Source organism: Parasphingopyxis sp. CP4 (genome assembly GCF_013378055.1).
Classification (GTDB): Bacteria; Pseudomonadota; Alphaproteobacteria; order Sphingomonadales; family Sphingomonadaceae; genus Parasphingopyxis.
Genome location: NZ_CP051130.1, coordinates 192,738 through 213,941 on the forward strand (window position 1 = coordinate 192,738; position 21,204 = coordinate 213,941).

A 21,204-nucleotide genomic window follows, 5' to 3' on the forward strand; every position below is an offset into this window, starting at 1 on the left:
GGGCGACGCCTAAGATCCGCCATGCCAGCGGCCGCGATTTTGCGGGCGTCGCTTGTTATCGTGCTCAGCCTATTGCTGGTTGTGCGCCCGGTCGCTGCCCAGTCCATCCTGCGCGATGCCGAAACCGAGACATTGCTCAATGACATGGCGGCGCCACTGATTGTTGCGGCCGGTCTTGAGCCTAGCGGTTTCGAGATTGTTTTGGTCAGCGATTCGAGCATTAACGCGTTTGTGGCGGGTGGACAGCGCGTTTTCATTCATTCGGGCCTGATCATGGCGGCTGACAACGCCAATGAGGTTCAGGGCGTGATTGCGCATGAGATTGGCCATGTCACCGGCGGCCACTCGATCGCGATCCAGGAAGCGGCAGGCGATGCTGGTGGGATCAGCATCCTCTCGTTGATCCTCGGCGCTGCGGCGATTGCTGCCGGCGCCGGAGAAGCAGGCCTGGCCATGCTCTCGGCGGGGTCGCGTGCCGCAATCGGCAACTTCCTTGCCTTTAGTCGGACCCAGGAGGCGACCACAGATCTCGCCGGCGCACAATATTTGTCCGAAGCCGGCATAAGCGGTCGTGGCAGCCTGGCCTTTTTCCGGCGTCTCCAGAACATCGAATATCGCCTGAATATTCCGCAGGAAAATGCGTATAACCGCACCCATCCGCTGACCGGCGAACGGCTCGCCATTCTGGAGGAGTTGTACCAGAATGATCCCGCTTGGGAGATAGAGACTGATCCCGCCCTCGAGGCTCGATTCCAGCGCGCCCGGGCGAAACTGATCGGATTTGCGTCCGATCCTGAGCAGACACTGACTGCATATCCGGAAACTGATCTGACTGTACCGGCGCGCTACGCCCGGGCCTATGCATGGCATAAACTTGCCTTTGTTGATCGCGCTCTGGCCGAGGTTGACGCACTTTTGGAAACCAATCCGGAAGATCCCTATTTTCGTGAGCTTCGCGGGCAGGTCCTTTTGGAATCTGGCCGCCCGGAAGAGGCCTTGGACGATTTGCGCATGGCCCTTGCAAACTCCCGCAATCATCCGCTGATTGCCTCGCTGTTCGGCCATGCCCTGATTGCGACCGAAGATGAGGACCATCTGGTCGAGGCCCGGCGCGTTCTGCGGACCGCGGTCCAGCGCGACAATCGCAATCCCTTCGCCTGGCGTCGATTGGGTTATATCTATTCGCAGGAAGGGGATCTGGCGCGTGCCTATCTGGCTACCGCCGAATATGCTACACTTGCGGGATCGCCCCAAGAAGCCTTGGTTAATGCGCGCCAGGCGATGCAAGGCATTCCAACCGGCACGCCGGATTGGATACGGGCACAGGATATTGCGCTGATCGCTGAATCGGCGATCGAAGAACAGGGCGGCCGTCGCCGCCGGTAAGGAAGAACGGAAAGAGATTATGCAAGCCAACCGATTCATTCTCGGCGGTGCGGTCGCTGTGGTCGCCGCATTTGCGGTTTTCTTCCTGTTTCGCTCCGATGGATCGGAAGCGGCGGAAGGCCAGACGCCGGTCAATCTCCCGGCTGGTCTAGAGCGATCCGAGCTCGAAACCGTTATCCGCGAATATATATTGGCTAATCCTGAGATCATTCCTGAAGCAATGGAACGCTTGCAGCAGCGCCGCATGGGGCAGATGATCTCTGGAATCCGTACCCAGCTCGAAACGCCGTTTGAAGGCGCCTGGGCTGGCGCCGCTGATGCCGATGTCACGATTGTCGAGTTTTTCGATTATGCCTGTGGCTTCTGCCGGACGAGCCTGCCGGACCTCGAACGGTTGTTGGAGGAAGATGATAATCTGCGCGTCGTATTCCGCGAGCTTCCCATTCTCAGCGAAGAAAGCGTCGATGCGGCGCGGGTCAGTTTGTCGGCGGCGCGGCAGAGCGAATATTATGCCTTCCATCGCGCGATGTTCGATGCCGGACGACCCGGGTCTGAAACAATCGCCGAGGCGCAACGCGCTGCCGGCTTGAATGCCGGACAAGTGCGGCGGGATATTTCGGATTCCGCGATAGAGGCAGAGATTGTCGCCAATCGCAATATGGCTGGCCAGCTCCAGCTGACGGGCACCCCGGCGTTTGTCGTCGGCGATCAGATATTGTCCGGCGCAGTTGGTTATGAGCGACTGCGCGAGGCCGTCGCCGAAGCGCGGGCCGCTTCCGGCGACTAGTCGCGGCCCTTAAAGCCCTTCGCAATCACATACCATTCGGATGAGCCCTTGCGGCTCGCCGGCGGTTTGGCGTGTTTTACGGTTTTGAAGTTCCGCTTGAGCTCGGCGATGAGTGTATTGTCTGCGCCGCCCGCCAATACTTTCGCGATAAACGTACCGCCCGGCCGCAAAACTTCGGTTGCAAATAATGCTGCAGCCTCGACCAATGCCATGGTTCGCAGATGATCGGTTTGCTTATGACCGACGGTATTGGCGGCCATGTCCGACATGACGAGATCCGCGTCGCCGTCCAGCGCGTTGGTGAGGATTTCAGGCGCGGTGTCGTCAAGAAAGTCCATCTCGAAAATCGTCACACCGTCGATCGGATCGGTGGGCAGGAGGTCGATACCGACAATGTTAGCGTGCGGGGCTTTGTGGCGCGCGACTTGGGCCCAGCCGCCCGGTGCAATGCCAAGGTCAACAATCCGCTCTGCGCCTTTCAGCAGCTCGAAGCGATCATCGAGCTCGAGCAATTTGTACGCGGAGCGCGCGCGATAGCCGTCGATCTGAGCCCGTTTGACATAGGGATCGTTGAGCTGGCGTTCGAGCCAACGACGCGACGATTCAGATCGCCCGCGCGCTTTTCTGACCTGTTTCATCGGCGTTCTTTCGCCATCATGGAGCGCAAAATGCCTTCGCGAATGCCGCGATCGGCAATTCCGATCCGTTCGGCCGGCCAGATATCCATGATTGCCTCCAAAATGGCGCAGCCCGCAACGACAAGATCTGCGCGTTCGGCACCGATACAGGGCACTTCGGCGCGTTCGGCAACTGATTTGTGTGCGAGATCCGTGCTGACGGCGCGCAGCGCTTCGGACGGAAGCACCAGCCCGTCAATCTTGCTGCGATCATAGCTGGGGAGGCCAAGATGCACACTGGCCAATGTCGTGACCGTGCCGCTCGTGCCCAGCAAGCGCGGCTGATAGCCAATTGTTGGCAAGGTGGAGGCGAAATCGGCAAAGCTTGCGGCAACCCGGCTGCGCATGCGCTCATAGGTGGCAAGCCGATCCTCAAGTGTCGTCAGATCGTTGAATTCCTTTTCGGCCAGGCTGACGACACCCCAGGGCGCGCTGTACCAGGACAGGATCTTTGGTTCCTCGCCACCCGGTTCGATGAGCACCAGCTCGGTCGATCCGCCGCCAATATCGAAGATCAGGGCTGGCCCTTCGCCGGGTTCCAGCAGGATGTGGCAGCCGAGCACCGCCAGCCGCGCTTCTTCCTGCGGGCTGATGATATCGAGCGCGATGCCGGTTTCTTCGCGGACGCGGCGCACAAAATAGCGTCCATTGGCGGCCCGGCGACAGGCTTCTGTAGCGACCGAGCGTGAAAGACTGACATGCCGGCGGCGCAATTTGTCCGCGCAGATGGCAAGCGCGGCAATCGCCCGCTCGATCGCGCCATCGCTCAGCCGACCGGTCGTCGACAGGCCTTCGCCGAGCCGCACAATGCGTGAGAATGCGTCGATGACTGTGAAGCCATCTTCAGCCGGGCGGGCGACCAGAAGGCGGCAGTTATTGGTGCCCAGATCAAGCGCACCAAAGCTGCGGCGGCTGTAAAATTTCTGGCCATTGCGAGTGGGGAAAGCGTGGCGCTGATCAGCAGAACCGCTTGACGCGGTACCGGTTTGCGGATTGGGGCCAGCGATATGGTCGTCCACGCCGAATACTTCTTCTAACAAATATGTTTTCCGATACGGCTGATGCCGCCGGTACTTGGGGCGCAGACTAGCGCAAATATGCGGCTCAGAGCAAGCCGAGCGGATTGACAGCAAATGACGCTATGCCTATGTCGCCGCCTCCCGGTTGCCCCGTCGTCTAATGGTAAGACTACGGACTCTGACTCCGTCAATTGTGGTTCGAATCCACACGGGGCATCCAGTTTATTCTGCCGCTACCAATAGAACCGTTAATGGCTCTGCGGGCGCAGCCAGTCCGGACGGTCCAGTCCAGTGGCCAAAAGGGCATCGATGATCGGTTCAGCGAGCTCGACCGGCATCCGAAAATTTCGCGCACTCGCTTCACTACGGAACTTCGGCTTTCAAACTTTCCTAACTAAATAGGCAGTTTCGCATTTCAGCCTAAGTTCGACAGATCCTCCGTTGTGACTTCATCGACTATCGGCTGTTTGAGTGAGCGCGAATGTCTGCTTTGCGCCCAAAGCGGACATTGAGATCATGTTCTATGCGGTCGCGTGCGCAATGAGCACATTGTCTGGAAATGCATAGCTACCATCCTCAATACGATAGGGCGCTGCCCGGTCGTTGATGCCGTCAAGCACTTGTTGTTGGACGGCATCCGTTTGTTGATCCAACATCCCGACAGCCCAGCCCCCTTTTATGATGGGGTCCAACGTGTCCATGGTTGTCTGCTTGGTGCGCTTTTCGCCGTGGGGCGCATGGAAACCGGCTGCTGCCAAAAAGGTGACATAAGCCTGAGGATCATCAGTCATTAGCAATGGACCGCCAATGGGAGGATCGCTTGGAACCGCTTCGGCCAGCGACAATGCGAAGGACCCCCATGATGGTTGCTCGGTTTGGATTGGATGCACAATCGTTAGGGGAGCGCCCGATTTGAGGCAGCGGCGCAGTTCTGCAAACGCTTTTTCAGGGCGGGCAAAATGATGCGCAGTATAGTTCACTATAGCGCGATCAAAGCTGTCATCTTCGAAGGGCAATTCTTCCACATCAGCTTCGAGAAACTCAATGTCCTGATGTCGCTCCGTGGCGATTGCGACCATTTCAGCCGCAAAGTCTATTCCTGTGACCTGGGCACCGCGATCACGGAGTTGGACGGCAATATCCCCCGTACCGCTCCCGACATCGAGGATCTTTTGCCCCGCTCCAATCGGCGCCATCTCATCGTGCAAGGCAATCTGCCCACTAAATGCCGTGAAAGGAGCGATATAATCCGAATAGAGCGGCGCGGCGCCTTGCCACGCTTCGTGTTCGTGCGCTCTGATCTGATCGGCATTGGATTGTTCTGTCATTGGGACCACCCCCGGGGTGCGTCATGTACTATCATCTGAGATCTCATAGACCAAACTGAGTGCCGGGTCGGCGCACATCGCCAATGTCTCCTTTCCACCCAAAGCGGACATCAATCGGCGGACGTGTCAAAGGGCAGCCGCGATTGTGCATGCAACACGGATGCGTCTACCGTTGACGCGCCAAGGTGTTTGATGAATTTCGCGGCGAGATAATGCAGATGTTTGTCGGGAATAGGCGTGTTGTCTGGCCACCCATCAGCGCGGACAGTTAAGATTGCAAATTCATCAGCGGTGATGTTCCCTGATGATGGAAGCAAGCTATCGACGGTGGTGAATTTCCCATTCACAATTCCGCCGCACCAGCCCCCATTGACACAAATGTCCCGCATCAACTTTTCACTTGCGGATGCAGCAATGACATCGATCTCATAACTGTCGACGGGACACCAGAATGAAATTTTTTCCCTCAGAGACAGTTGAATGGTATCTCTCGTCACCGTCCTCTGGCTGAGAGAAACGAATACCTGCGCATCCTAGTTGTGGTATCTTCACTTCTTCGTCAGCTGGTTCAATCACCAGCACCAACTGCTCATCGCAATCATTCCTGAAGATTATCGTCGGCATATTGAAGGAATGGCTGATTTGTTCGTGTAGATAAAGCGGGTTTATCACCGGCCAACTATGGTCCGCTTTCCACCCAAAGCGGACAATGTTCGTCATGCATTTGATAACTGCCGTGCAGTTGATTGACCCGATACGGAAAGCGGCATAGCCACAATTGAGATGAAGACCGACCTGCACGCACCGGACCGTCTCGCATGGCTCTGCTTTTGGACGCTTAAGATCTCCAACGGGTTGTTGGGCGCGTTGTTCTTGCTGAGCGTGGTAGTGCTTGCAATCAGCACACCTTCAGAATCTGGTTCTGGTGTAGGATTGGTCAGCATCGTTTTGGCATTGGTCCTGCTGGCGAGTTATGCATGTGTGTTTTTCGCAAATGTCTTCCTGAAGATCGATACGCGGCACCAGGTATTGACGCGGGTCAACGGAGTGGTTCTCACCATTGCGGCCATTTTTTTGCTTATCGTTTTTTCAGCGGGTCAATCACCAGCAAACAATTGGTGGATGGTCATAATCTTCCTATGGCCCGGGCTGAACCTGATTCTAATCAAGACCATCCGCCGGCGAAGCAAATCCCAGATACACGAAACGTTCGCTTAGTGTGACCCCGAATACCGATTCAGTCCTGACACTATCTTGGAATGTCCGCTAACCACCCAAAGCGGACGTCTAGTGACAAGATTGGCTAGACGCGGTGTTTTCCTTTCCCTGGCTAATGCTATGTTGAAGATATGGCGAGCGGTGGGATCCATCATATCGATCTGAATGTTAGCGATGTTGCAGCTTCAGCTTGCGTCTACGGTCCGTTCCTCGAATTTCTTGGTTATCGAATGGTTCGAGATGAAGCGGACTCATGCGAGTGGGACCTAATGCCAACGGCCGACATGCCCCACGGTGCGTCAATCGGTATCAAAGCCTGTTCTGAGACAGATCGTTCGCACTCCCATCGACGATACGCCCCGGGTCTGCACCACCTTGCTTGGCGGGCAGACAGCCAGGAACAGGTCGATCAATGGCACAAACGCCTGATCGAAATTGGAATTACAGTTTTAGATGCGCCAGCTCACTATCCTGACTATTCAGGCGACTATTATGCGGTCTTCTTCGAGGACCCAGACGGAATGAAACTCGAGCTCGTCCACGCGCCCGGCTGGATCTAGAAATCTATTTGGATTTACTCGCGACGTTGAATGTCTGCTTTCGGCCAATAGCAGACATTGGGCACCATAAGCGTATCTGTATTCGAAAATTCGATCATCTGAGACCGGACGAAGGGGATTAACGTCTGCGCCTAATCGACCAGACTAAGGATGACACGGCAAATACTAGTATTGCGGTTGCCCCAATAAGGGACGGATCAACCAAGATCACAACGGTTCTCCATGTTGGCAGAAATGGTTGTTCTATTTTTGTTCCAACAATGGAAGGCCATAATTCTGATCCGCCAGCGTCAGCGCAGCAGTGAACCGCTTGGCCGCTAAACCCGCATCTTTCGCAGACCGGGATTCGGTGGATCATTGGGCGGCCCCGCGAAGCACTGCGCAATATTCATCCAATGCTTGGCATTGGGTCCGGTCACGACAAGCTCGGTATCGGCAGTATTGCGGGTTTGCGTAACGACCTGACAAAATTGTTCGGCCAGGCCTTCAATCTTCTCCTCACCGGCTTCTTTGCCATAGGTCCAGATCTCGCCCGATGGTGCCGTCAGAACCAGCTGTGGCCGTGGTTCCGGAACGTCCATCTTCCGATTGGCGAAGGTCCAACCATAGGTATTGAAGCCGAGCACGACGATGTTGCGGATATGATCGCCATTCTCGCGCTCGATCCCCAGCTCGTCATAAATGGCCTGGCTATGCGCCCAGGTTTCCATCAGGCGCGCGGTGATTGAGGATCGCGCACTCATGCCCGGTCCGACCCAGGGAACGCGCTGGGAGGGATCCGCTTCGGCAAAACTCTCGGCGACCTTCGGAAACGCCTCCCGCCAGATATCGAAGAGCGGTTGTCCGGATGCGCCCTCGAGCCATTGCTCTTCAAAATCCGGCATGCTGCCGCCGCCAATCGACTGGGTCGCCACGGTCATCCAGGATCGAAACGCATCTTCGTCGGTCAGCGAGAGCTGCGCCGCATGGTTCCAAACATGGAGGTGTCGGAGGATTTGGTCGATCGTCCAGGATTTAAAGCCGGTGGTCCGACCAAAATCTTCTGGGCCCAGCGGGGCAATCAGCGCTTCTACCGCCCGGCATTCGCGCAAGAAATCATGGGCCTGGTCCATTCGCTTCACTACCTATCTGAGTTGATGAGAGGCTCTCATCATCGGTAGCGATAGACGTTGGGGTAACGCAATTACAAGAACGGTCCGGCTCTGCGTGAGGAGCCGGACCGGGGTTTTGGATTAGCGCAGAGCGTCAATCTCGCGGGACAGGGTGCTGTCGCGGCTGGCGAGCAGGCGGCTGCTATCCGAGATATGATGACGATGGTGGCTGATGTGCCGGGTTTCGCGCGTGATGTTGGCACGGCGATTGGTTTCGGCGCGATGCAGCGCCCAACCGGCAATCAGATAGGCTGGGATCGTCCAACCCGTCACGATGATCGTGAGGGCGACGGCTGCGATGCGTACCCATAGTGCGCGAATACCAAGCGAGTTGCCGATCGCGGCGCACACGCCGAGGATCCGGCGCTGCTGCTTTACCACTGCGCTTTTTTCGTACCGATATCCCATCATGCTTCTCCCTTGCTATCTTATGCGGCCGGGCGGCCGTTGGTTTTCCGGAGCTCATCGAGCTCGGCATCAATGCGCGCGGCGACGACAGGATCGTCTTCGAAACGCGGTTCCGGTTCGATGCCCAGGGCTGCCGCTTCGGCATGGCCCTCAGCCTCGTCAACTGTGCGTTCAAGGGCATCGAAGCGCGCAAATGCATCCTGCATCGCGCCGCCATTAACGAGCTCTCTCAGGCGAATACTGTTTTCCGCTGATTCCAGCCGCGCGCGAATGTTGCTGCGCTTGCGGCAGGCTTCGCTCAGCTTGGACTGGAGGCGGTGAATATCAGCATGGTTGGCATCGATGGACTTGCCAAGCGTTGCCGTTTCCATAGCGATTTCCGTGGCTCGCGCATCGGCCTTGCCCTTTTCAACCAGGGCCTGGCGGGCGAGATCGTCACGATCCCGTGAAATGGCGAGCAGTGCTTTTTCATGCCAATCTTCGGCGATCTTCGCCAGGCCGTCCTGGGCCCGGAGCATCTCCTTGTGATCGGCAATCAGTTTGGCGGTTGAGGCGCGAGCATGAACCAGCGTCTCTTCCATCTCACAAATGATCATGCGGATCATCTGCTCGGGTTCCGGGCTGCGATCGAGCATCTCGCCAAGATTGGCGGCCATTATGTCCCGCATCCGAGAGAAGAGCCGTGCGCTCCGGCTGCTAATCGCCGGCAGTGCATAGTCCATTCTGGATGAGGATCCGGTGTCTACCGGTGCAAGATCGAGCCGAGTTGCCATTATGCTACGTTTTCCTGGTTGGTGGTGGTGGTCGTGGATACGATCTGAACCTGGTCGCTGCTGCTATCAGCATGAACCGGAGCGACTGTGCCGAAGATGCACATTGCCGAAACGGCGGCTGCTGAAACTACGGCGACTAGGCGGTGTTGCAATCCGAGTTGGTCATTCATTGTAGGTCTCCTGAACCTTGGCTGCTTCCTGTTGTTCCGACTTGTGCCGGTAACGCCCCATACTAAGCAGGAGGCGTGCCAGTTTTGGAAAATCGCATAAAAACAGGATATTGATGGAGATTGCATACCACGCCGCACGGACGGAATCCTGAGATGTGGGAAATTGCACCAATCGATAGCACTGATCATTGGTGCAGCTATGGGTGGCTGGAGAACTGCGATATCCAATATCCTGGAGCCAAGCTGTAACAAGCTGGCCATATCGGGCGAACTCACCGATAACCGAACTGAAGAAGGGGCTATCGCATGGCGAACGATACAGATGAGGCAGCAGAACCGCAGCCCGGGGAACTGGTAAAGCGACATCGCCTATCGACCCGGATATGGCACTGGACAAACGCCGTAGCGATCATCGTCCTGCTGATGAGCGGCCTTTCAATCTTCAATGCCCATCCGCGCCTCTACTGGGGCAGCTATGGCGCGAATTTCGACGACGCATGGCTGGAAATTTATGAAGAAGATGATCGCGGCTATCTCGAAATTGGCAATTGGCGCTGGGACACAACCGGTGTGCTGGGCCGTTGGACGGAACCGGATGGTGACATTTCGACCCGCGCTTTTCCGCATTGGTCGACCATTCCGGGCTATTACAGTCTCGCTACGGGTCGCCTGTGGCATTTCTTCTTTGCCTGGATCTTCGTGCTTGGCGGGCTCGCCTATTGGTTCTGGAGCTTCGGCAATCGCCACGTGCAGCGAGATCTTGCGCCGAAGCGCGAGGAGTTATCGCTCCGCCACATCTGGCATGACATCAAGGAGCATGCCCGGTTGCGTTTCCCAACCGGGGCAGCCGCACTCAACTATAATATCCTGCAAAAGCTCAGCTACCTGATCGTGCTCTTCGTGCTGTTACCGCTAATCGTGCTGACCGGCCTCACCATGTCGCCAACGATGAATGCGGCCTGGCCGTGGCTGCTCGACATATTTGGCGGCCGGCAATCTGCGCGATCCATCCACTTCATTGTCGCATTCCTGATCACCTCCTTCATCGCGCTGCACTTGGTGATGGTCGTGCTCGCCGGGCCGCTGAACGAGATCCGCTCCATGATTACGGGTCGGTTCCACCTACCGAAACACCGGAAAGAGAAGCCCGAGCCCGCATCTGAACCCGCAGTATCCGCAGAGGAGTCCGCCTGATGTCTATCATCACCAATCGCCGCAAATTGATTGCCGGTCTTGGCAGTTCCGTCCTGCTCGCCGGCTGCGATAGTTGGAGTCGGAGTGATCGGGTCAAGAATATCCTTGGTTCTGCCGAAGGCCTGACGATGCGAGCCCAGCGATTGATCACGGACCGCCAGGCTTTGGCTCGAGAATTTTCGTTGGCCGAGATTTCGCCCCGCTTCCGTGCCAATGGCAGCCGCACGGCTGATACAGCGCAGGGCGAAGATTATCAGACAATGCTCGCCAACGGCTTTCGCGATTTCCGTCTGCAGGTCGATGGTCTGGTCGAACGACCGCTCTCACTCTCGCTGACTGATCTTCGCCAGATGCCAAGCCGGACGCAGATCACGCGTCACGATTGCGTCGAAGGGTGGAGCGCGATTGGCCAATGGACCGGGACGCCGCTTTCGCACATTCTCGACCTCGCGGTGCTGCGGGAGCGGGCCAATTATATCGTGTTCCATTGTGCCGACACCTATGGCTCACAGAACCGGCCCTATTATGAGAGTGTCGACCTGATCGATGCTTATCACCAGCAGACTATCCTGGCCTATGGCATGAACGGCGAAGATGTTCCCGAACGCCATGGCGCCCCGCTGCGGGCCCGTATCGAACGCCAGCTCGGCTATAAGCATGCGAAATTCGTGATGCGGCTGGAAGCGGTTGAGAGCTTTGACGATATTTACGGCGGCAAGGGCGGCTATTGGGAAGATAATGGCAATTACGCCTGGTATGCCGGTATTTAGCAGCGATGGGCGAGCCGCTTAGCTCGTCTCTTCGTCCCGCATATCTTCATCGCCGCGATATTTGAGCTCCAGGAACTTGCCCTGGGTCGCCAGCGCGTCGAGTTCTCCTGCGGCGAGTTGACGGGTCATCCGGCTAACTTCTTCTTCCACGATGTCCAGCCCTTCGACGAGCTGCTTCTCTGGCGTGTGGCCGCCATGGCTTTCCTCACGGCGGAGATGATCCGGAACCCGTTTATAGCCTTCAACCAGCTCGGGAAGTTCCACGCCTACCAGCCGCCGGACTTCGACAGCCGCCGGTTCACGCGGATCGAGATTGGCGAGTTGCGGCCGCAGTTCCTCTAACCGCACTGCGATCTGATCGAGCTTGCGATTTGCTGGTGCAGGAAGCGCCAGGCGCTGCTTCTCCAGCCAATGTTCAGTATTGGTGGGGAGGGCAGGGAGCTCGCTCTCCATCAACTGTTCTTGCGTAAATTCGGGTGTCCGACCGGCGATCAGCACGGTCACCATCACGAAAAAGGTAATCAGCAAGGTCAGCATCAGCCAGGCAAAGCCGAAGCTCCCGAAGAACAGGCCCGCACCGGTCATGCCGATAATCGTCGCGAGGGCAATCAGAACGCCCTTGCGCAACCGGCGGACAAAGGCCTGTTGCCGCCGCTGGCGTTGCCGCCGGGCGAGCTCGCGCGCTTGCGGCGAGACGCGCCGCAGCAACTCGTCTGCTTGGGCGAGGATACGATCGCTGGTGGCCACCGGTGCTGCTATCCTTCAATCGCTTCAAAGGGCACAGTCGCCTGGCTGTTTGCAGCGCCTTCGGCCCGGGCGATATAGCCTTTCGACTTTTCAACTTCGTCAGAAAGCACGGTAACCGTCTGCTTCATCGAGCCCAGTGCTTCGAGCTTGAACCGATCAATCTCATCCATCGTATCATAGATATTCTGGAAGGCACGCTGCAGCGTTTCGAGCGGAATGGTCGACGAGGCAGCCTGCTGGTGAACATCCGCTGTGGTCGTCCGCAGCATTTCGCCGGTTGAATCGATCATGTTCGCGGTCGTTTCGTTGAGCGCGGTGATCTGGCCAAGCACCAGCTTCTGATTGGTCATCGCCTGCGCGACCGTCACTGCCGTGCGCAATGCGCCAACGGTAGTGGTCGATGCGCGATCGACGCCCTTGATGAGCTCGACATTATTCTTCTTCACAAGGTCCAGTGCCAGATAGCCCTGCACCGACACCGCCATCTGGGTCAGCAAGTCCTGGGTCCGCTGGCGGATGTAGAAGAGCGCGGTTTCTTTGATCGCCTTGGATTTTTCCGGGTCCGAAGTTTCAAGTTCAACCGCTTTTTCTTCGAGTTTCGCATCCAGCGCCTTGGCGACATAGATCATCTGTTCGAGCCGGCCCATCGCATCCCACAGCTTCTGACGCTCAACCGAAATTGCCGCATTATCCTTGATGAGCTCATCCTTGCCAGAGGCGAGGCGCTTCAGAATCGCTGCAATGTGATTTTGCGCGGACTTATAGCTGTCAAAATAGTGGCGCAGCTTGTTGCCCCAGGGAATGATGCCAAACAGCTTGCGCTTGGAAGTCAGATTGCCGCGCGAACCGGGATCGAGATCTTCGACCGTACGGCGCAACTCGGAGAGATCCGTGCCGATCGCACTGTTCTCATCCATCGAGCGGATAGGCCGATCGAGGAAGCGGTTGGACTGGCCGGCCGCATCGGCAATTTCCTTGCGACCCATATTGGTGATCTGATCGACCTTGGCGCCGAATTCCGGGCTGTTCGCATCAAGGCCGGTCAGTTCGCTGACAAAGCCGTCAACCTTCTGATCGAGCTTGGCCTGTTTCTCGGGCTCCACCGGCACGAGCCCGGCCGCTTTTTCTGCAGTCACTGCTGGAATCGGATCGGGCGCATCTAGCGTCAGTCCCGTGTCGACTTGCGTCGCCGTTGTCGTTTCATTTGCCGGTGTCGTGGCCATGCCTGTTTTCCTTCTGCTCGGATTGTTTCCTAAATGCCTTCCGAGCGCGACATTTTCAAGGTGCGTGTTACCCATATAATACACTTAGTGCAACATGTCACCTATGCGTTGATAATCCTTGGCTTTCGGCATGTTTTCGCGGCATTAAGCGCGAATGGACCTGGATAAAATTCTTGAAGCGGTGGCTGAATTCGTCGAACCGCATCGCGGAAAAGGCAAGGTCGCCGATTATATTCCGGCACTTGCCAGCGTCGATCCGAACAAATTCGGGATGGCCGTCGCGACCCGTGATGGCACGTGCCACAAGATTGGAGATGCGGATGAGTGCTTTTCCATCCAGAGCATTTCCAAGGTTTTCACCTTTTCGCTCGCGCTCCAAAAGGTCGGCGATACGTTGTGGGAGCGGGTGGGCCGAGAACCATCGGGTTCCGCCTTCAACTCAATCGTCCAGCTCGAACATGAGCGGGGTATTCCGCGCAATCCGTTGATCAATGCCGGAGCGATCGTCGTCACAGATCATCTGATCGATAATGGTGATGCTGATGCGACGACCGAGATGTTGCTCGGTGTCCTGCGTGATCATGCCGAAGATGAGAGCATTGCAATCGATATGGAGGTCGCGCGATCCGAGAGCGAAACTGGCGCGCGCAATCGCAGCCTTGCCCATTTCATGGCGAGTTTCGGGAATCTCGACAATGATGTGGAGACTATCCTCTCTGCCTATTTTCGGCATTGCGCGCTGGCGCTCTCCTGCAGTCAACTGGCGCGCGCGGCCCTGTTTCTCGCCTTTGACGGCAAGGATCCGGTTACCCGCGAGCGGATCGTCACCCCGCAACGCTGTCGGCGGATCAACGCGGTGATGATGACTTGTGGCCATTATGACAATTCGGGCGACTTTGCCTTTCGCATCGGCCTGCCCGGAAAAAGTGGCGTGGGCGGCGGTGTTTTGGTGATTGCGCCGGGCGAAGGTGCGATTGCCGTCTGGTCACCGGGGCTCAATGAAGCCGGAACATCAACAGTTGGCGCCTTGGCGCTGGAAGCTTTGGTAGAACAGACCGGGTGGTCGGTCTTCGGCTGAGCCGCAGTTGCAATTTGCGCAATCCACTCGACCAGTTTTGCAGATCGGTTGGGCTGCAATTTTCAGCAAACCGCGCTAGATAGGGGCCATGGTCGATGCCGATCTCGCCCTGCTCTTGGCGCGTATCCAGTTCGCATTCACGATCAGTTTCCATTTCATATTTCCGGCCTTTTCAATTGGCCTCGCCAGCTATCTGGCAGTGCTGGAGGGATTGTGGCTGAAAACGAAGAATGACGTTTATCTGCGGCTCTTCAAATATTGGCTGAAGATCTTTGCGATCACCTTCGCGATGGGCGTCGTTTCCGGCATCGTGATGTCCTATCAATTCGGCACCAACTGGTCGGTCTTCTCGGATCGCGCGGGGCCGATCATCGGTCCGCTCATGGCCTATGAGGTGCTCACTGCCTTCTTCCTCGAAGCCGGTTTCCTGGGTGTAATGCTGTTCGGCATGGGACGGGTCGGCAAGAAACTGCATTTTACAGCTACGCTGATGGTCGCCATCGGCACGGCGATATCGGCCTTCTGGATATTGTCCGTGAACAGCTGGATGCAGACCCCGACCGGATACACCACCAACGCCGTCGGCCAATATGTGCTCGATGGCAGTTGGTGGGATGTCGTCTTCAATCCGAGTTTTCCCTACCGCCTCGTCCACACCGTGATTGCCGCGTATCTGACGACAGCGCTGGTCGTTGGTGGGGTTGGTGCCTGGCATCTGCTCAAGGGTCGCGATCTGCCGGCGGTGAAGAAAATGTTCTCAATGGCGATGTGGATGGCCGCACTTGTCGCGCCGATCCAGATCGTGGCGGGCGATTTGCACGGCCTCAACACGCTTGAGCATCAGCCGATGAAAGTTGCCGCGATGGAGGGCCATTTTGAAAGCTATGATCGGGCCGCGCCCTTGATCCTGTTCGGCATTCCCGACAGCGACGCCGAAGAAGTGCATTATCAAGTCGCGGTTCCGGGCCTTGGCTCACTGATCCTCAAACATGATATCGAAGCAGGGATCGACGGGCTGGATACAGTCGCGCGCGAAGATCGCCCGCCGGTCGGGATCGTCTTCTGGTCGTTCCGGATCATGGTTGGGCTCGGCTTTCTGATGGTCGCGCTCGGGCTGTGGAGCTTATGGTCGCGCTGGCGGAAATCGCTTTATGAAAATCGCTGGCTACACCGGTTTGCGCTGGCGATGAGCCCGGCAGGCTTTGTTGCCGTGATCGCCGGCTGGATCACCACCGAAGTCGGTCGGCAGCCTTGGGTTATCTATGGCGTGATGCGCACCGAGGATGCGGTTTCAGCGATCGATGCCCCGGCTGTCGGTGCTTCTCTGACAGCCTTTGTGATCGTCTACTTCCTCGTGTTCGGTGCGGGCACACTGTACCTTCTCAAGCTGATGCGCCAACCGCCAGCACAGGGCGACGCTGCCGCTACTTCCGGACCAATTCGGTCGGCTGGCATTACGCCCGCGTCCGGCATTGCCCGCGACGATACAGGCACGGATGAGGAGCGGCCATCATGAGCGATCCGACACTCACCATCATCTGGGCGGGCATCATTTCATTCGCGATCGGCGCCTATGTTGTGATGGACGGTTTTGATCTTGGCATTGGCATCCTGTTTCCGCGCTTCACAGTCGGCCAGGAACGCGACATGGCGATGAACACCATCGCCCCCGTCTGGGATGGCAATGAGACCTGGCTGGTCCTGGGTGGCGGTGGGCTGATGGCGGCATTCCCGCTCGCTTATGCGGTGATCTTGCCTGCCCTGTATGCACCCCTGATCGCAATGCTGCTCGCCCTAGTTTTTCGGGGCGTCGCATTTGAGTTTCGCTGGCGCGACCCTGATCATCGTCGCTTTTGGGACGCAAGCTTCTTTACCGGCTCCCTCGTCGCGACCTTTGCGCAGGGCATTACCCTGGGCGCGTTGCTGCAGGGGATCGAAGTGCAGGACCGCGCTTATGCGGGCGGTTGGTGGGACTGGCTGACGCCGTTCACCCTGCTCTGCGGCGGAGCGCTTGTCGTGGGCTATGCCATGCTCGGCGCCTGCTGGCTGGTGATGAAGGGAACCGGCACGCTCCACAACAAGGCGCGACGGATCGCGATCTTGCTGACGCCAGTCCTTTTGGGAGCGGTCGGTACCGTCAGCCTGGCCACGCCCTTTGTCGATCCCCAATATTATGATCGCTGGCTGGAATCGCCGGGACTATTCGTGACCATCCCGATGCCGCTGCTCGTGATCTTCTGTGCTTTCATGCTCTGGCGTAGCCTGGAGAGTAATTACGAAGCGCGCCCATTTTTTTGGGCACTCGCCCTGTTCGTGCTCAGCATGATTGGTCTCGCAGTTTCGATCTGGCCCTATGTCGTTCCGGGCAGCGTCACGATCTTTGACGCAGCCGCGCCCCGCGAAAGCCAGATATTCATGCTGATCGGCGCCTCTGTTATGGTGCCGGTGATCCTTGCTTACACCGCCTGGGCCTATTGGGTGTTCAGGGGCAAGGTCGATGAGGCGGGCTATCACTGAGCACGGCCATGACTGACGATTGGGACGAGCCTGAGGGCCCGCTCTGGCAGAAATGGGCCTGGTTCATCGGGCTGTGGCTGGCGAGTCTCAGCGTTATCAGCCTGGTCGCCTATGGCATCCGGTGGTGGTTGAACTAGTCTGGCGCGCGCTGAGCGCCCAGCCGAGCGGCCATGATCGCCGACACTGTCATCATCGGCACATAATAGACGAGCAGCGGGACAATGATGAGGCCCGCCTCAGCGCCCGGAAACAGGACACGGGCCATTGGCGTGCCGGAGATAACGCTCTTTTGCATGGCTGCGAACAGCAGGGCGGTGCCATCGCCATAGTCGAACCGGAACAGACGCGCGACGAGCATTGCCGTGACAATCACGAGCAGCAGCAGAACCAACATCGCGGCGAGCAGCAACAGGAAGCGGTTTAACCCCAGTCCCGCCAGCAATCCGCCGCCCACAGCTGCTGACAGAGCGACATAGATAGCCAGCAAGATGGTGAGCCGGTCGAGCGAACGGCCGATTGCGGGATGCGCTTCGATCCAGGCGCCTACGAGTGGTCGACACAGCTGACCGATTGCAAAGGGGACCGCGAGGATCATCACGACCTTGCCGATGCCTGACAGGTCTATCGGCGCGCCGGACGTGGAGAGCAAAGCGGCGAACATGAGCGGCGTCAGCACAACGCCCAGCATCGAGGAAAAGGCGGCGGCGATAACGGACGCCGCCACATTGCCGCGCGCCATCGATACCATCGCGATCGACGAGGCGACGGTCGTGGGAAGGGCGCAGAGGAACAGCGTTCCCGGGATGAAGGCTTCGTCGATGAACGGCGCCGCGATCGTTGTGAGCGCCAGGCCAAGCAGCGGAAAGATCAGGAAGGTGAAGGCGATGATCACGCAATGGAGCCGAATACGCGTAAACCCGCCAATCACGGCCGATCGGCTGAGCCGCGCGCCATGCACGAAAAACAGGGTGACGATACAGATTGTCGAGATGGTCGCCAGCAGCTCCAGCGCCCGACCCGTCGCCGGCAAGAATGCTGTCACGCCCACCATCGCCAGCAGGACGATAATGAAGCGATCCGGGATGATTATGTCCGCTGCGCGCCGCATCACTTGGCCATAGCGCAGTGTCACGCGAACGCCAGTATCGGGCGCGCTGCGCTCATGCCTTGTTGCGGCGCACAAATGTCTTTATAGCCGCGCGCAAGATATCGCGTTCCAGACAATTGAGAGAATTCCTATGGGCCTTCGCAACGTGGCCATCATTGCTCACGTCGATCATGGCAAGACGACGCTAGTGGACGAGCTGTTCCGCCAATCCGGCACATTCCGCGAGAATGAACGGGTTGAAGAGCGTGCTATGGATTCGAACGAGCTCGAGAAAGAGCGCGGCATCACCATCCTTGCCAAATGCACCAGCGTTGAGTGGAATGATCATCACATCAACATTGTCGACACACCGGGCCATGCTGACTTTGGCGCCGAGGTCGAGCGTATTCTCTCGATGGTCGACGGCGTTATCCTGCTGGTTGATGCCGCCGAAGGGCCGATGCCGCAGACGAAATTTGTGACTGGCAAGGCGCTGGCGCTTGGCCTCCGGCCGATCGTTGTGGTCAACAAGATCGATCGCCCCGATGCACGCCCTGCCGAAGTGCTGGACGAATGTTTCGAACTCTTCCTGGCGCTCGATGCAAATGACGAGCAGCTCGATTTCCCGACCCTCTATGCGAGTGGTCGGTCCGGCTATGCGGGCCGCGAAGATACGGTTCGTGATGGCGATCTGACACCGCTGTTCGAAACGATTGTCGATCATGTACCCGAGCCTGATGCGGATCCGGATGGTGAGTTCAAGATGCTCGCCACCTTGCTCGATCGCGATAATTTCATGGGCCGTGTGCTCACCGGCCGGATCGAATCCGGTCGCCTGGAAATGAATATGCCGATCAAGGCGATCGATGCTGAGGGCAATGTGGTCGAGAGTGGCCGCGCCACCAAAATCCTTGCCTTTGAAGGACTTGAGCGCGTTCCTGTAGAAACCGCGAAAGCCGGCGATATTGTCGCGATTGCCGGGCTGACGGATGCCACGGTCGCCAACACGATCTGCGCGCCCGAGGTTGAAACACCGGTTGACGCACAGCCGATCGATCCGCCGACACTCGCCATGACCTTCGCGGTCAATGACAGTCCGTTCGCCGGCAAAGATGGTGACAAGGTACAGTCGCGCGTCATTCGCGAACGGCTCGAAAAGGAAGCCGAGGGCAATGTCGCGATCAAGATCAGCGAGAGCGCAGAGAAGGACGCGTTTGAAGTCGCCGGTCGCGGTGAGCTTCAGCTGGGTGTGCTGATCGAAACGATGCGGCGTGAAGGCTTTGAACTGTCCATCTCGCGTCCCCGCGTGCTGTTCCGTGAGGGCCCGGATGGTCGCGAAGAGCCCTATGAAACCGTTGTCGTCGATGTCGATGATGAGTATTCCGGCACGGTCGTCGAAAAGATGGCCCTGCGCAAAGCCGAGATGACAGACATGTCGCCTTCGGGCGGTGGCAAGACGCGGATCACATTTTCCGCGCCATCACGCGGCCTGATCGGCTATCATGGCGAATTCCTGTCCGACACACGCGGCACCGGGATCATGAACCGGGTCTATGAGAAATACGGGCCGTACAAGGGCACAATCGAAGGGCGCGCAGTGGGCGTGCTGATCTCGATGGAGCAGGGCCAGGCGATCGCCTACTCGCTCAACACGCTCGAAGATCGCGGGATCATGTTCGTGTCGCCCGGCGAGGCGCTGTATCAGGGCATGGTGATCGGCGAGAATTCAAAGCCGCAGGATCTGGAGGTCAATCCGACCAAGACGAAGCAGCTCACCAATATCCGCTCATCGGGTAAGGATGATGCCATCCGCCTGACACCGCCGCGGCGGATGACGCTGGAACAGGCGATTGCCTATATCCAGAATGACGAGCTGGTTGAGGTCACGCCCAAGGCGATCCGCATCCGCAAACGCCATCTCGATCCGCACGTCCGCAAAAAGGAATCGCGCAAGGCGGAAGCGGCTTAGGCCAACAGCCCTATTGCAAAGGCGATCCCGGCGGCGATCGGGAGCGTCGCAACCCAGGATAGCAAGACATTGCGGACGACCGATAGGTCGAGCGTGCCTCCGGCTGCGCCTGTGCCGATGATCGATCCAACAGAGACGTGCGTCGTTGATACTGGCAGGCCTAGACGGCTCGCAAACAGCACCAGGCTGGCCGTGATCAGATTGGCCGAGATACCCTGGCTTGTATCGAGATGATTGATCTTGAGGCTCATTGTCTCGGCCACGCGGCGCGACAGGAGCCAGCCGCCCAGCGCCATCGCCGCCGTGACAGCTACCGCGGCCGCCGTACCGCTAAACAGATTGGCCCCGATCAGGAGCGCGGCAAGCTTGGGCGCGTCGTTAACGCCGCGCGCAAAACAGATGGTGCTGGCCGAGAAGAGATGCAGGCCATCGAGAAGGCGCGTGAAGGATGTGCGCGCAACGGGTTCGGCACCGGCGTCGCAGACCTCTTCGGTTTCGACGACCAGATGCGGCGCTTTGCACTCGGCATGGATCCTCGCGACAAAGCGGATGTCTCCGGCGGGGATCGGCTGGGCATCGACGAGGCAGATGCAATCCTTCTCCGTCGGCTTGGGGCGCGCGCGGCGGAGAATGAGATACGCGCCAAAGGCCATAAACGCCGACAAAAACGGACTGGTCAGCAAGGGCAGCAGGAATTTCGAACCGAGATTGCCGAAGTCGAGCGATCCGGAGCTGCTGGCAAGGCCCGCACCGATCAGGCCACCGACTAGTGCGTGAGTCGTTGAAATCGGAAAGCCCAGCCGTGTAGCGAGCATCACCGTACAGGCCGCGCCGCCGCCAACCGCCAATGCAAAGCTGGGTGCACTCGCCAGTTCGTCATGTACCAGGCCCTTGCCGGAAAATTGCTGAACCAGCGTATCGGCGATCAATATGGATGCGAGTCCACCAAGGATCGTTGCCACCGTCGCCAGGATAAGGGCGCTGCGATAGCTGAGAGAGGCCGAGCCCCAAACGGTGGCAAATCCCTTGAAATTGTCATTGGCGCCGTTGCTGAACGCCAAAAACAGCGCCGTCGAAGCCAGCAAAACAATTAGCAAGATACAGCCTTTCCCAATGGCAGCGGTGTACAGCGCGCGCATGAC

23 protein-coding genes and 1 tRNA gene are annotated in these 21,204 nt (G+C 58.0%); 12 read left to right on the forward strand and 12 right to left on the reverse strand.

Translation table 11 applies throughout. The features are described 5' to 3' along the window. Window positions 1–21: 21 nt before the first annotated feature. Both HFP51_RS00920 and HFP51_RS00925 read left to right on the forward strand, forming a co-directional pair. Entirely contained in the window at window positions 22–1,386 is a 1,365-nt protein-coding gene (locus tag HFP51_RS00920) for a M48 family metalloprotease (protein ID WP_255454740.1), read from the forward strand. Between the two features lie 19 nt (window positions 1,387–1,405). After that, on the forward strand, window positions 1,406–2,173 hold the full coding sequence (locus HFP51_RS00925) for a DsbA family protein (protein ID WP_176873893.1): 768 nt from the start codon (window positions 1,406–1,408) through the stop codon (window positions 2,171–2,173). Here the strand turns inward: HFP51_RS00925 and HFP51_RS00930 are convergent. Both HFP51_RS00930 and HFP51_RS00935 read right to left on the reverse strand, forming a co-directional pair. Then, on the reverse strand, window positions 2,170–2,811 hold the full coding sequence (locus HFP51_RS00930; RefSeq protein WP_176873894.1) for an RlmE family RNA methyltransferase: 642 nt from the start codon (window positions 2,809–2,811) through the stop codon (window positions 2,170–2,172). The two genes, HFP51_RS00925 and HFP51_RS00930, sit on opposite strands and share 4 nt — an antisense overlap. Further along, entirely contained in the window at window positions 2,808–3,869 is a 1,062-nt protein-coding gene (locus HFP51_RS00935) for a Ppx/GppA phosphatase family protein (protein ID WP_255454742.1), read from the reverse strand. The genes HFP51_RS00930 and HFP51_RS00935 overlap by 4 nt, the downstream gene beginning before the upstream one ends. 146 nt (window positions 3,870–4,015) lie before the next feature. Between HFP51_RS00935 and HFP51_RS00940 the strand changes: the two genes are divergently transcribed. Continuing rightward, window positions 4,016–4,089, forward strand: a tRNA-Gln gene (locus HFP51_RS00940). Window positions 4,090–4,390: 301 nt separating this feature from the next. Here the strand turns inward: HFP51_RS00940 and HFP51_RS00945 are convergent. Both HFP51_RS00945 and HFP51_RS00950 read right to left on the reverse strand, forming a co-directional pair. After that, complete coding sequence (locus HFP51_RS00945; protein ID WP_176873895.1) at window positions 4,391–5,197, reverse strand: class I SAM-dependent methyltransferase; 807 nt, start codon at window positions 5,195–5,197, stop codon at window positions 4,391–4,393. Between the two features lie 110 nt (window positions 5,198–5,307). Continuing rightward, window positions 5,308–5,694: a hypothetical protein gene (locus HFP51_RS00950; protein ID WP_176873896.1), complete on the reverse strand. Its 387-nt coding sequence runs from the start codon at window positions 5,692–5,694 to the stop codon at window positions 5,308–5,310. Between the two features lie 286 nt (window positions 5,695–5,980). Here HFP51_RS00950 and HFP51_RS00955 point away from each other — a divergent pair, with 286 nt between their 5' ends. Both HFP51_RS00955 and HFP51_RS00960 read left to right on the forward strand, forming a co-directional pair. Then, window positions 5,981–6,415, forward strand: a complete 435-nt coding sequence (locus tag HFP51_RS00955) for a hypothetical protein (RefSeq protein ID WP_176873897.1) — start codon at window positions 5,981–5,983, stop codon at window positions 6,413–6,415. 131 nt (window positions 6,416–6,546) lie between these two features. Next, window positions 6,547–6,975, forward strand: a complete 429-nt coding sequence (locus HFP51_RS00960; protein WP_176873898.1) for a VOC family protein — start codon at window positions 6,547–6,549, stop codon at window positions 6,973–6,975. Window positions 6,976–7,292: 317 nt separating this feature from the next. Here the strand turns inward: HFP51_RS00960 and HFP51_RS00965 are convergent, their stop codons facing one another. From HFP51_RS00965 to HFP51_RS00980, 4 genes are all read right to left on the reverse strand, one after another. Next, the gene (locus HFP51_RS00965) at window positions 7,293–8,087 is read right to left on the reverse strand and encodes a TIGR03084 family metal-binding protein (protein WP_176873899.1); all 795 of its coding nucleotides are present in this window, start codon (window positions 8,085–8,087) and stop codon (window positions 7,293–7,295) included. A 120-nt stretch (window positions 8,088–8,207) separates the two neighbouring features. Then, window positions 8,208–8,537 (reverse strand): PspC domain-containing protein, encoded by a 330-nt coding sequence (locus HFP51_RS00970; RefSeq protein ID WP_176873900.1) that lies wholly within the window; start codon window positions 8,535–8,537, stop codon window positions 8,208–8,210. Between the two features lie 17 nt (window positions 8,538–8,554). After that, complete coding sequence (locus HFP51_RS00975) at window positions 8,555–9,307, reverse strand: PspA/IM30 family protein (protein ID WP_255454745.1); 753 nt, start codon at window positions 9,305–9,307, stop codon at window positions 8,555–8,557. Continuing rightward, window positions 9,307–9,477: a hypothetical protein gene (locus HFP51_RS00980; protein WP_176873901.1), complete on the reverse strand. Its 171-nt coding sequence runs from the start codon at window positions 9,475–9,477 to the stop codon at window positions 9,307–9,309. Before HFP51_RS00980 ends, HFP51_RS00975 begins: the two co-directional genes overlap by 1 nt. 306 nt (window positions 9,478–9,783) lie before the next feature. Here HFP51_RS00980 and HFP51_RS00985 point away from each other — a divergent pair, with 306 nt between their 5' ends. Both HFP51_RS00985 and HFP51_RS00990 read left to right on the forward strand, forming a co-directional pair. Beyond that, window positions 9,784–10,671 (forward strand): cytochrome b/b6 domain-containing protein, encoded by an 888-nt coding sequence (locus tag HFP51_RS00985; RefSeq protein ID WP_176873902.1) that lies wholly within the window; start codon window positions 9,784–9,786, stop codon window positions 10,669–10,671. Beyond that, entirely contained in the window at window positions 10,671–11,441 is a 771-nt protein-coding gene (locus HFP51_RS00990) for a molybdopterin-dependent oxidoreductase (protein WP_176873903.1), read from the forward strand. Before HFP51_RS00985 ends, HFP51_RS00990 begins: the two co-directional genes overlap by 1 nt. A gap of 18 nt (window positions 11,442–11,459) precedes the next feature. Here HFP51_RS00990 and HFP51_RS00995 read toward each other — a convergent pair whose 3' ends face one another. Beyond that, complete coding sequence (locus HFP51_RS00995; protein WP_176873904.1) at window positions 11,460–12,188, reverse strand: hypothetical protein; 729 nt, start codon at window positions 12,186–12,188, stop codon at window positions 11,460–11,462. Between the two features lie 8 nt (window positions 12,189–12,196). Beyond that, the gene (locus tag HFP51_RS01000) at window positions 12,197–13,411 is read right to left on the reverse strand and encodes a toxic anion resistance protein (RefSeq protein ID WP_176873905.1); all 1,215 of its coding nucleotides are present in this window, start codon (window positions 13,409–13,411) and stop codon (window positions 12,197–12,199) included. A gap of 154 nt (window positions 13,412–13,565) precedes the next feature. On the opposite strand from HFP51_RS01000, the gene HFP51_RS01005 reads away from it, so the two are divergent. From HFP51_RS01005 to HFP51_RS01020, 4 genes are all read left to right on the forward strand, one after another. Beyond that, a complete protein-coding gene (locus HFP51_RS01005; protein WP_176873906.1) occupies window positions 13,566–14,489 on the forward strand; it encodes a glutaminase in 924 nt (307 codons plus the stop codon). 88 nt (window positions 14,490–14,577) lie between these two features. After that, complete coding sequence (locus tag HFP51_RS01010; RefSeq protein WP_176873907.1) at window positions 14,578–16,005, forward strand: cytochrome ubiquinol oxidase subunit I; 1,428 nt, start codon at window positions 14,578–14,580, stop codon at window positions 16,003–16,005. Further along, window positions 16,002–17,006: a cytochrome d ubiquinol oxidase subunit II gene (cydB, locus tag HFP51_RS01015; RefSeq protein WP_176873908.1), complete on the forward strand. Its 1,005-nt coding sequence runs from the start codon at window positions 16,002–16,004 to the stop codon at window positions 17,004–17,006. The genes HFP51_RS01010 and cydB overlap by 4 nt, the downstream gene beginning before the upstream one ends. An 8-nt stretch (window positions 17,007–17,014) precedes the next feature. Further along, complete coding sequence (locus tag HFP51_RS01020) at window positions 17,015–17,143, forward strand: DUF2474 domain-containing protein (protein ID WP_176873909.1); 129 nt, start codon at window positions 17,015–17,017, stop codon at window positions 17,141–17,143. On the opposite strand, the gene HFP51_RS01025 is transcribed toward HFP51_RS01020, so the two are convergent. Beyond that, the gene (locus tag HFP51_RS01025) at window positions 17,140–18,138 is read right to left on the reverse strand and encodes a bile acid:sodium symporter (protein WP_176873910.1); all 999 of its coding nucleotides are present in this window, start codon (window positions 18,136–18,138) and stop codon (window positions 17,140–17,142) included. The two genes, HFP51_RS01020 and HFP51_RS01025, sit on opposite strands and share 4 nt — an antisense overlap. A 106-nt stretch (window positions 18,139–18,244) precedes the next feature. Between HFP51_RS01025 and typA the strand changes: the two genes are divergently transcribed. Then, window positions 18,245–20,062, forward strand: a complete 1,818-nt coding sequence (gene typA / locus HFP51_RS01030) for a translational GTPase TypA (protein ID WP_176873911.1) — start codon at window positions 18,245–18,247, stop codon at window positions 20,060–20,062. Here the strand turns inward: typA and HFP51_RS01035 are convergent. Then, window positions 20,059–21,201, reverse strand: coding sequence for an inorganic phosphate transporter (locus HFP51_RS01035; protein ID WP_176873912.1), 1,143 nt, complete (start codon window positions 21,199–21,201; stop codon window positions 20,059–20,061). The two genes, typA and HFP51_RS01035, sit on opposite strands and share 4 nt — an antisense overlap. Window positions 21,202–21,204 lie beyond the last annotated feature (3 nt).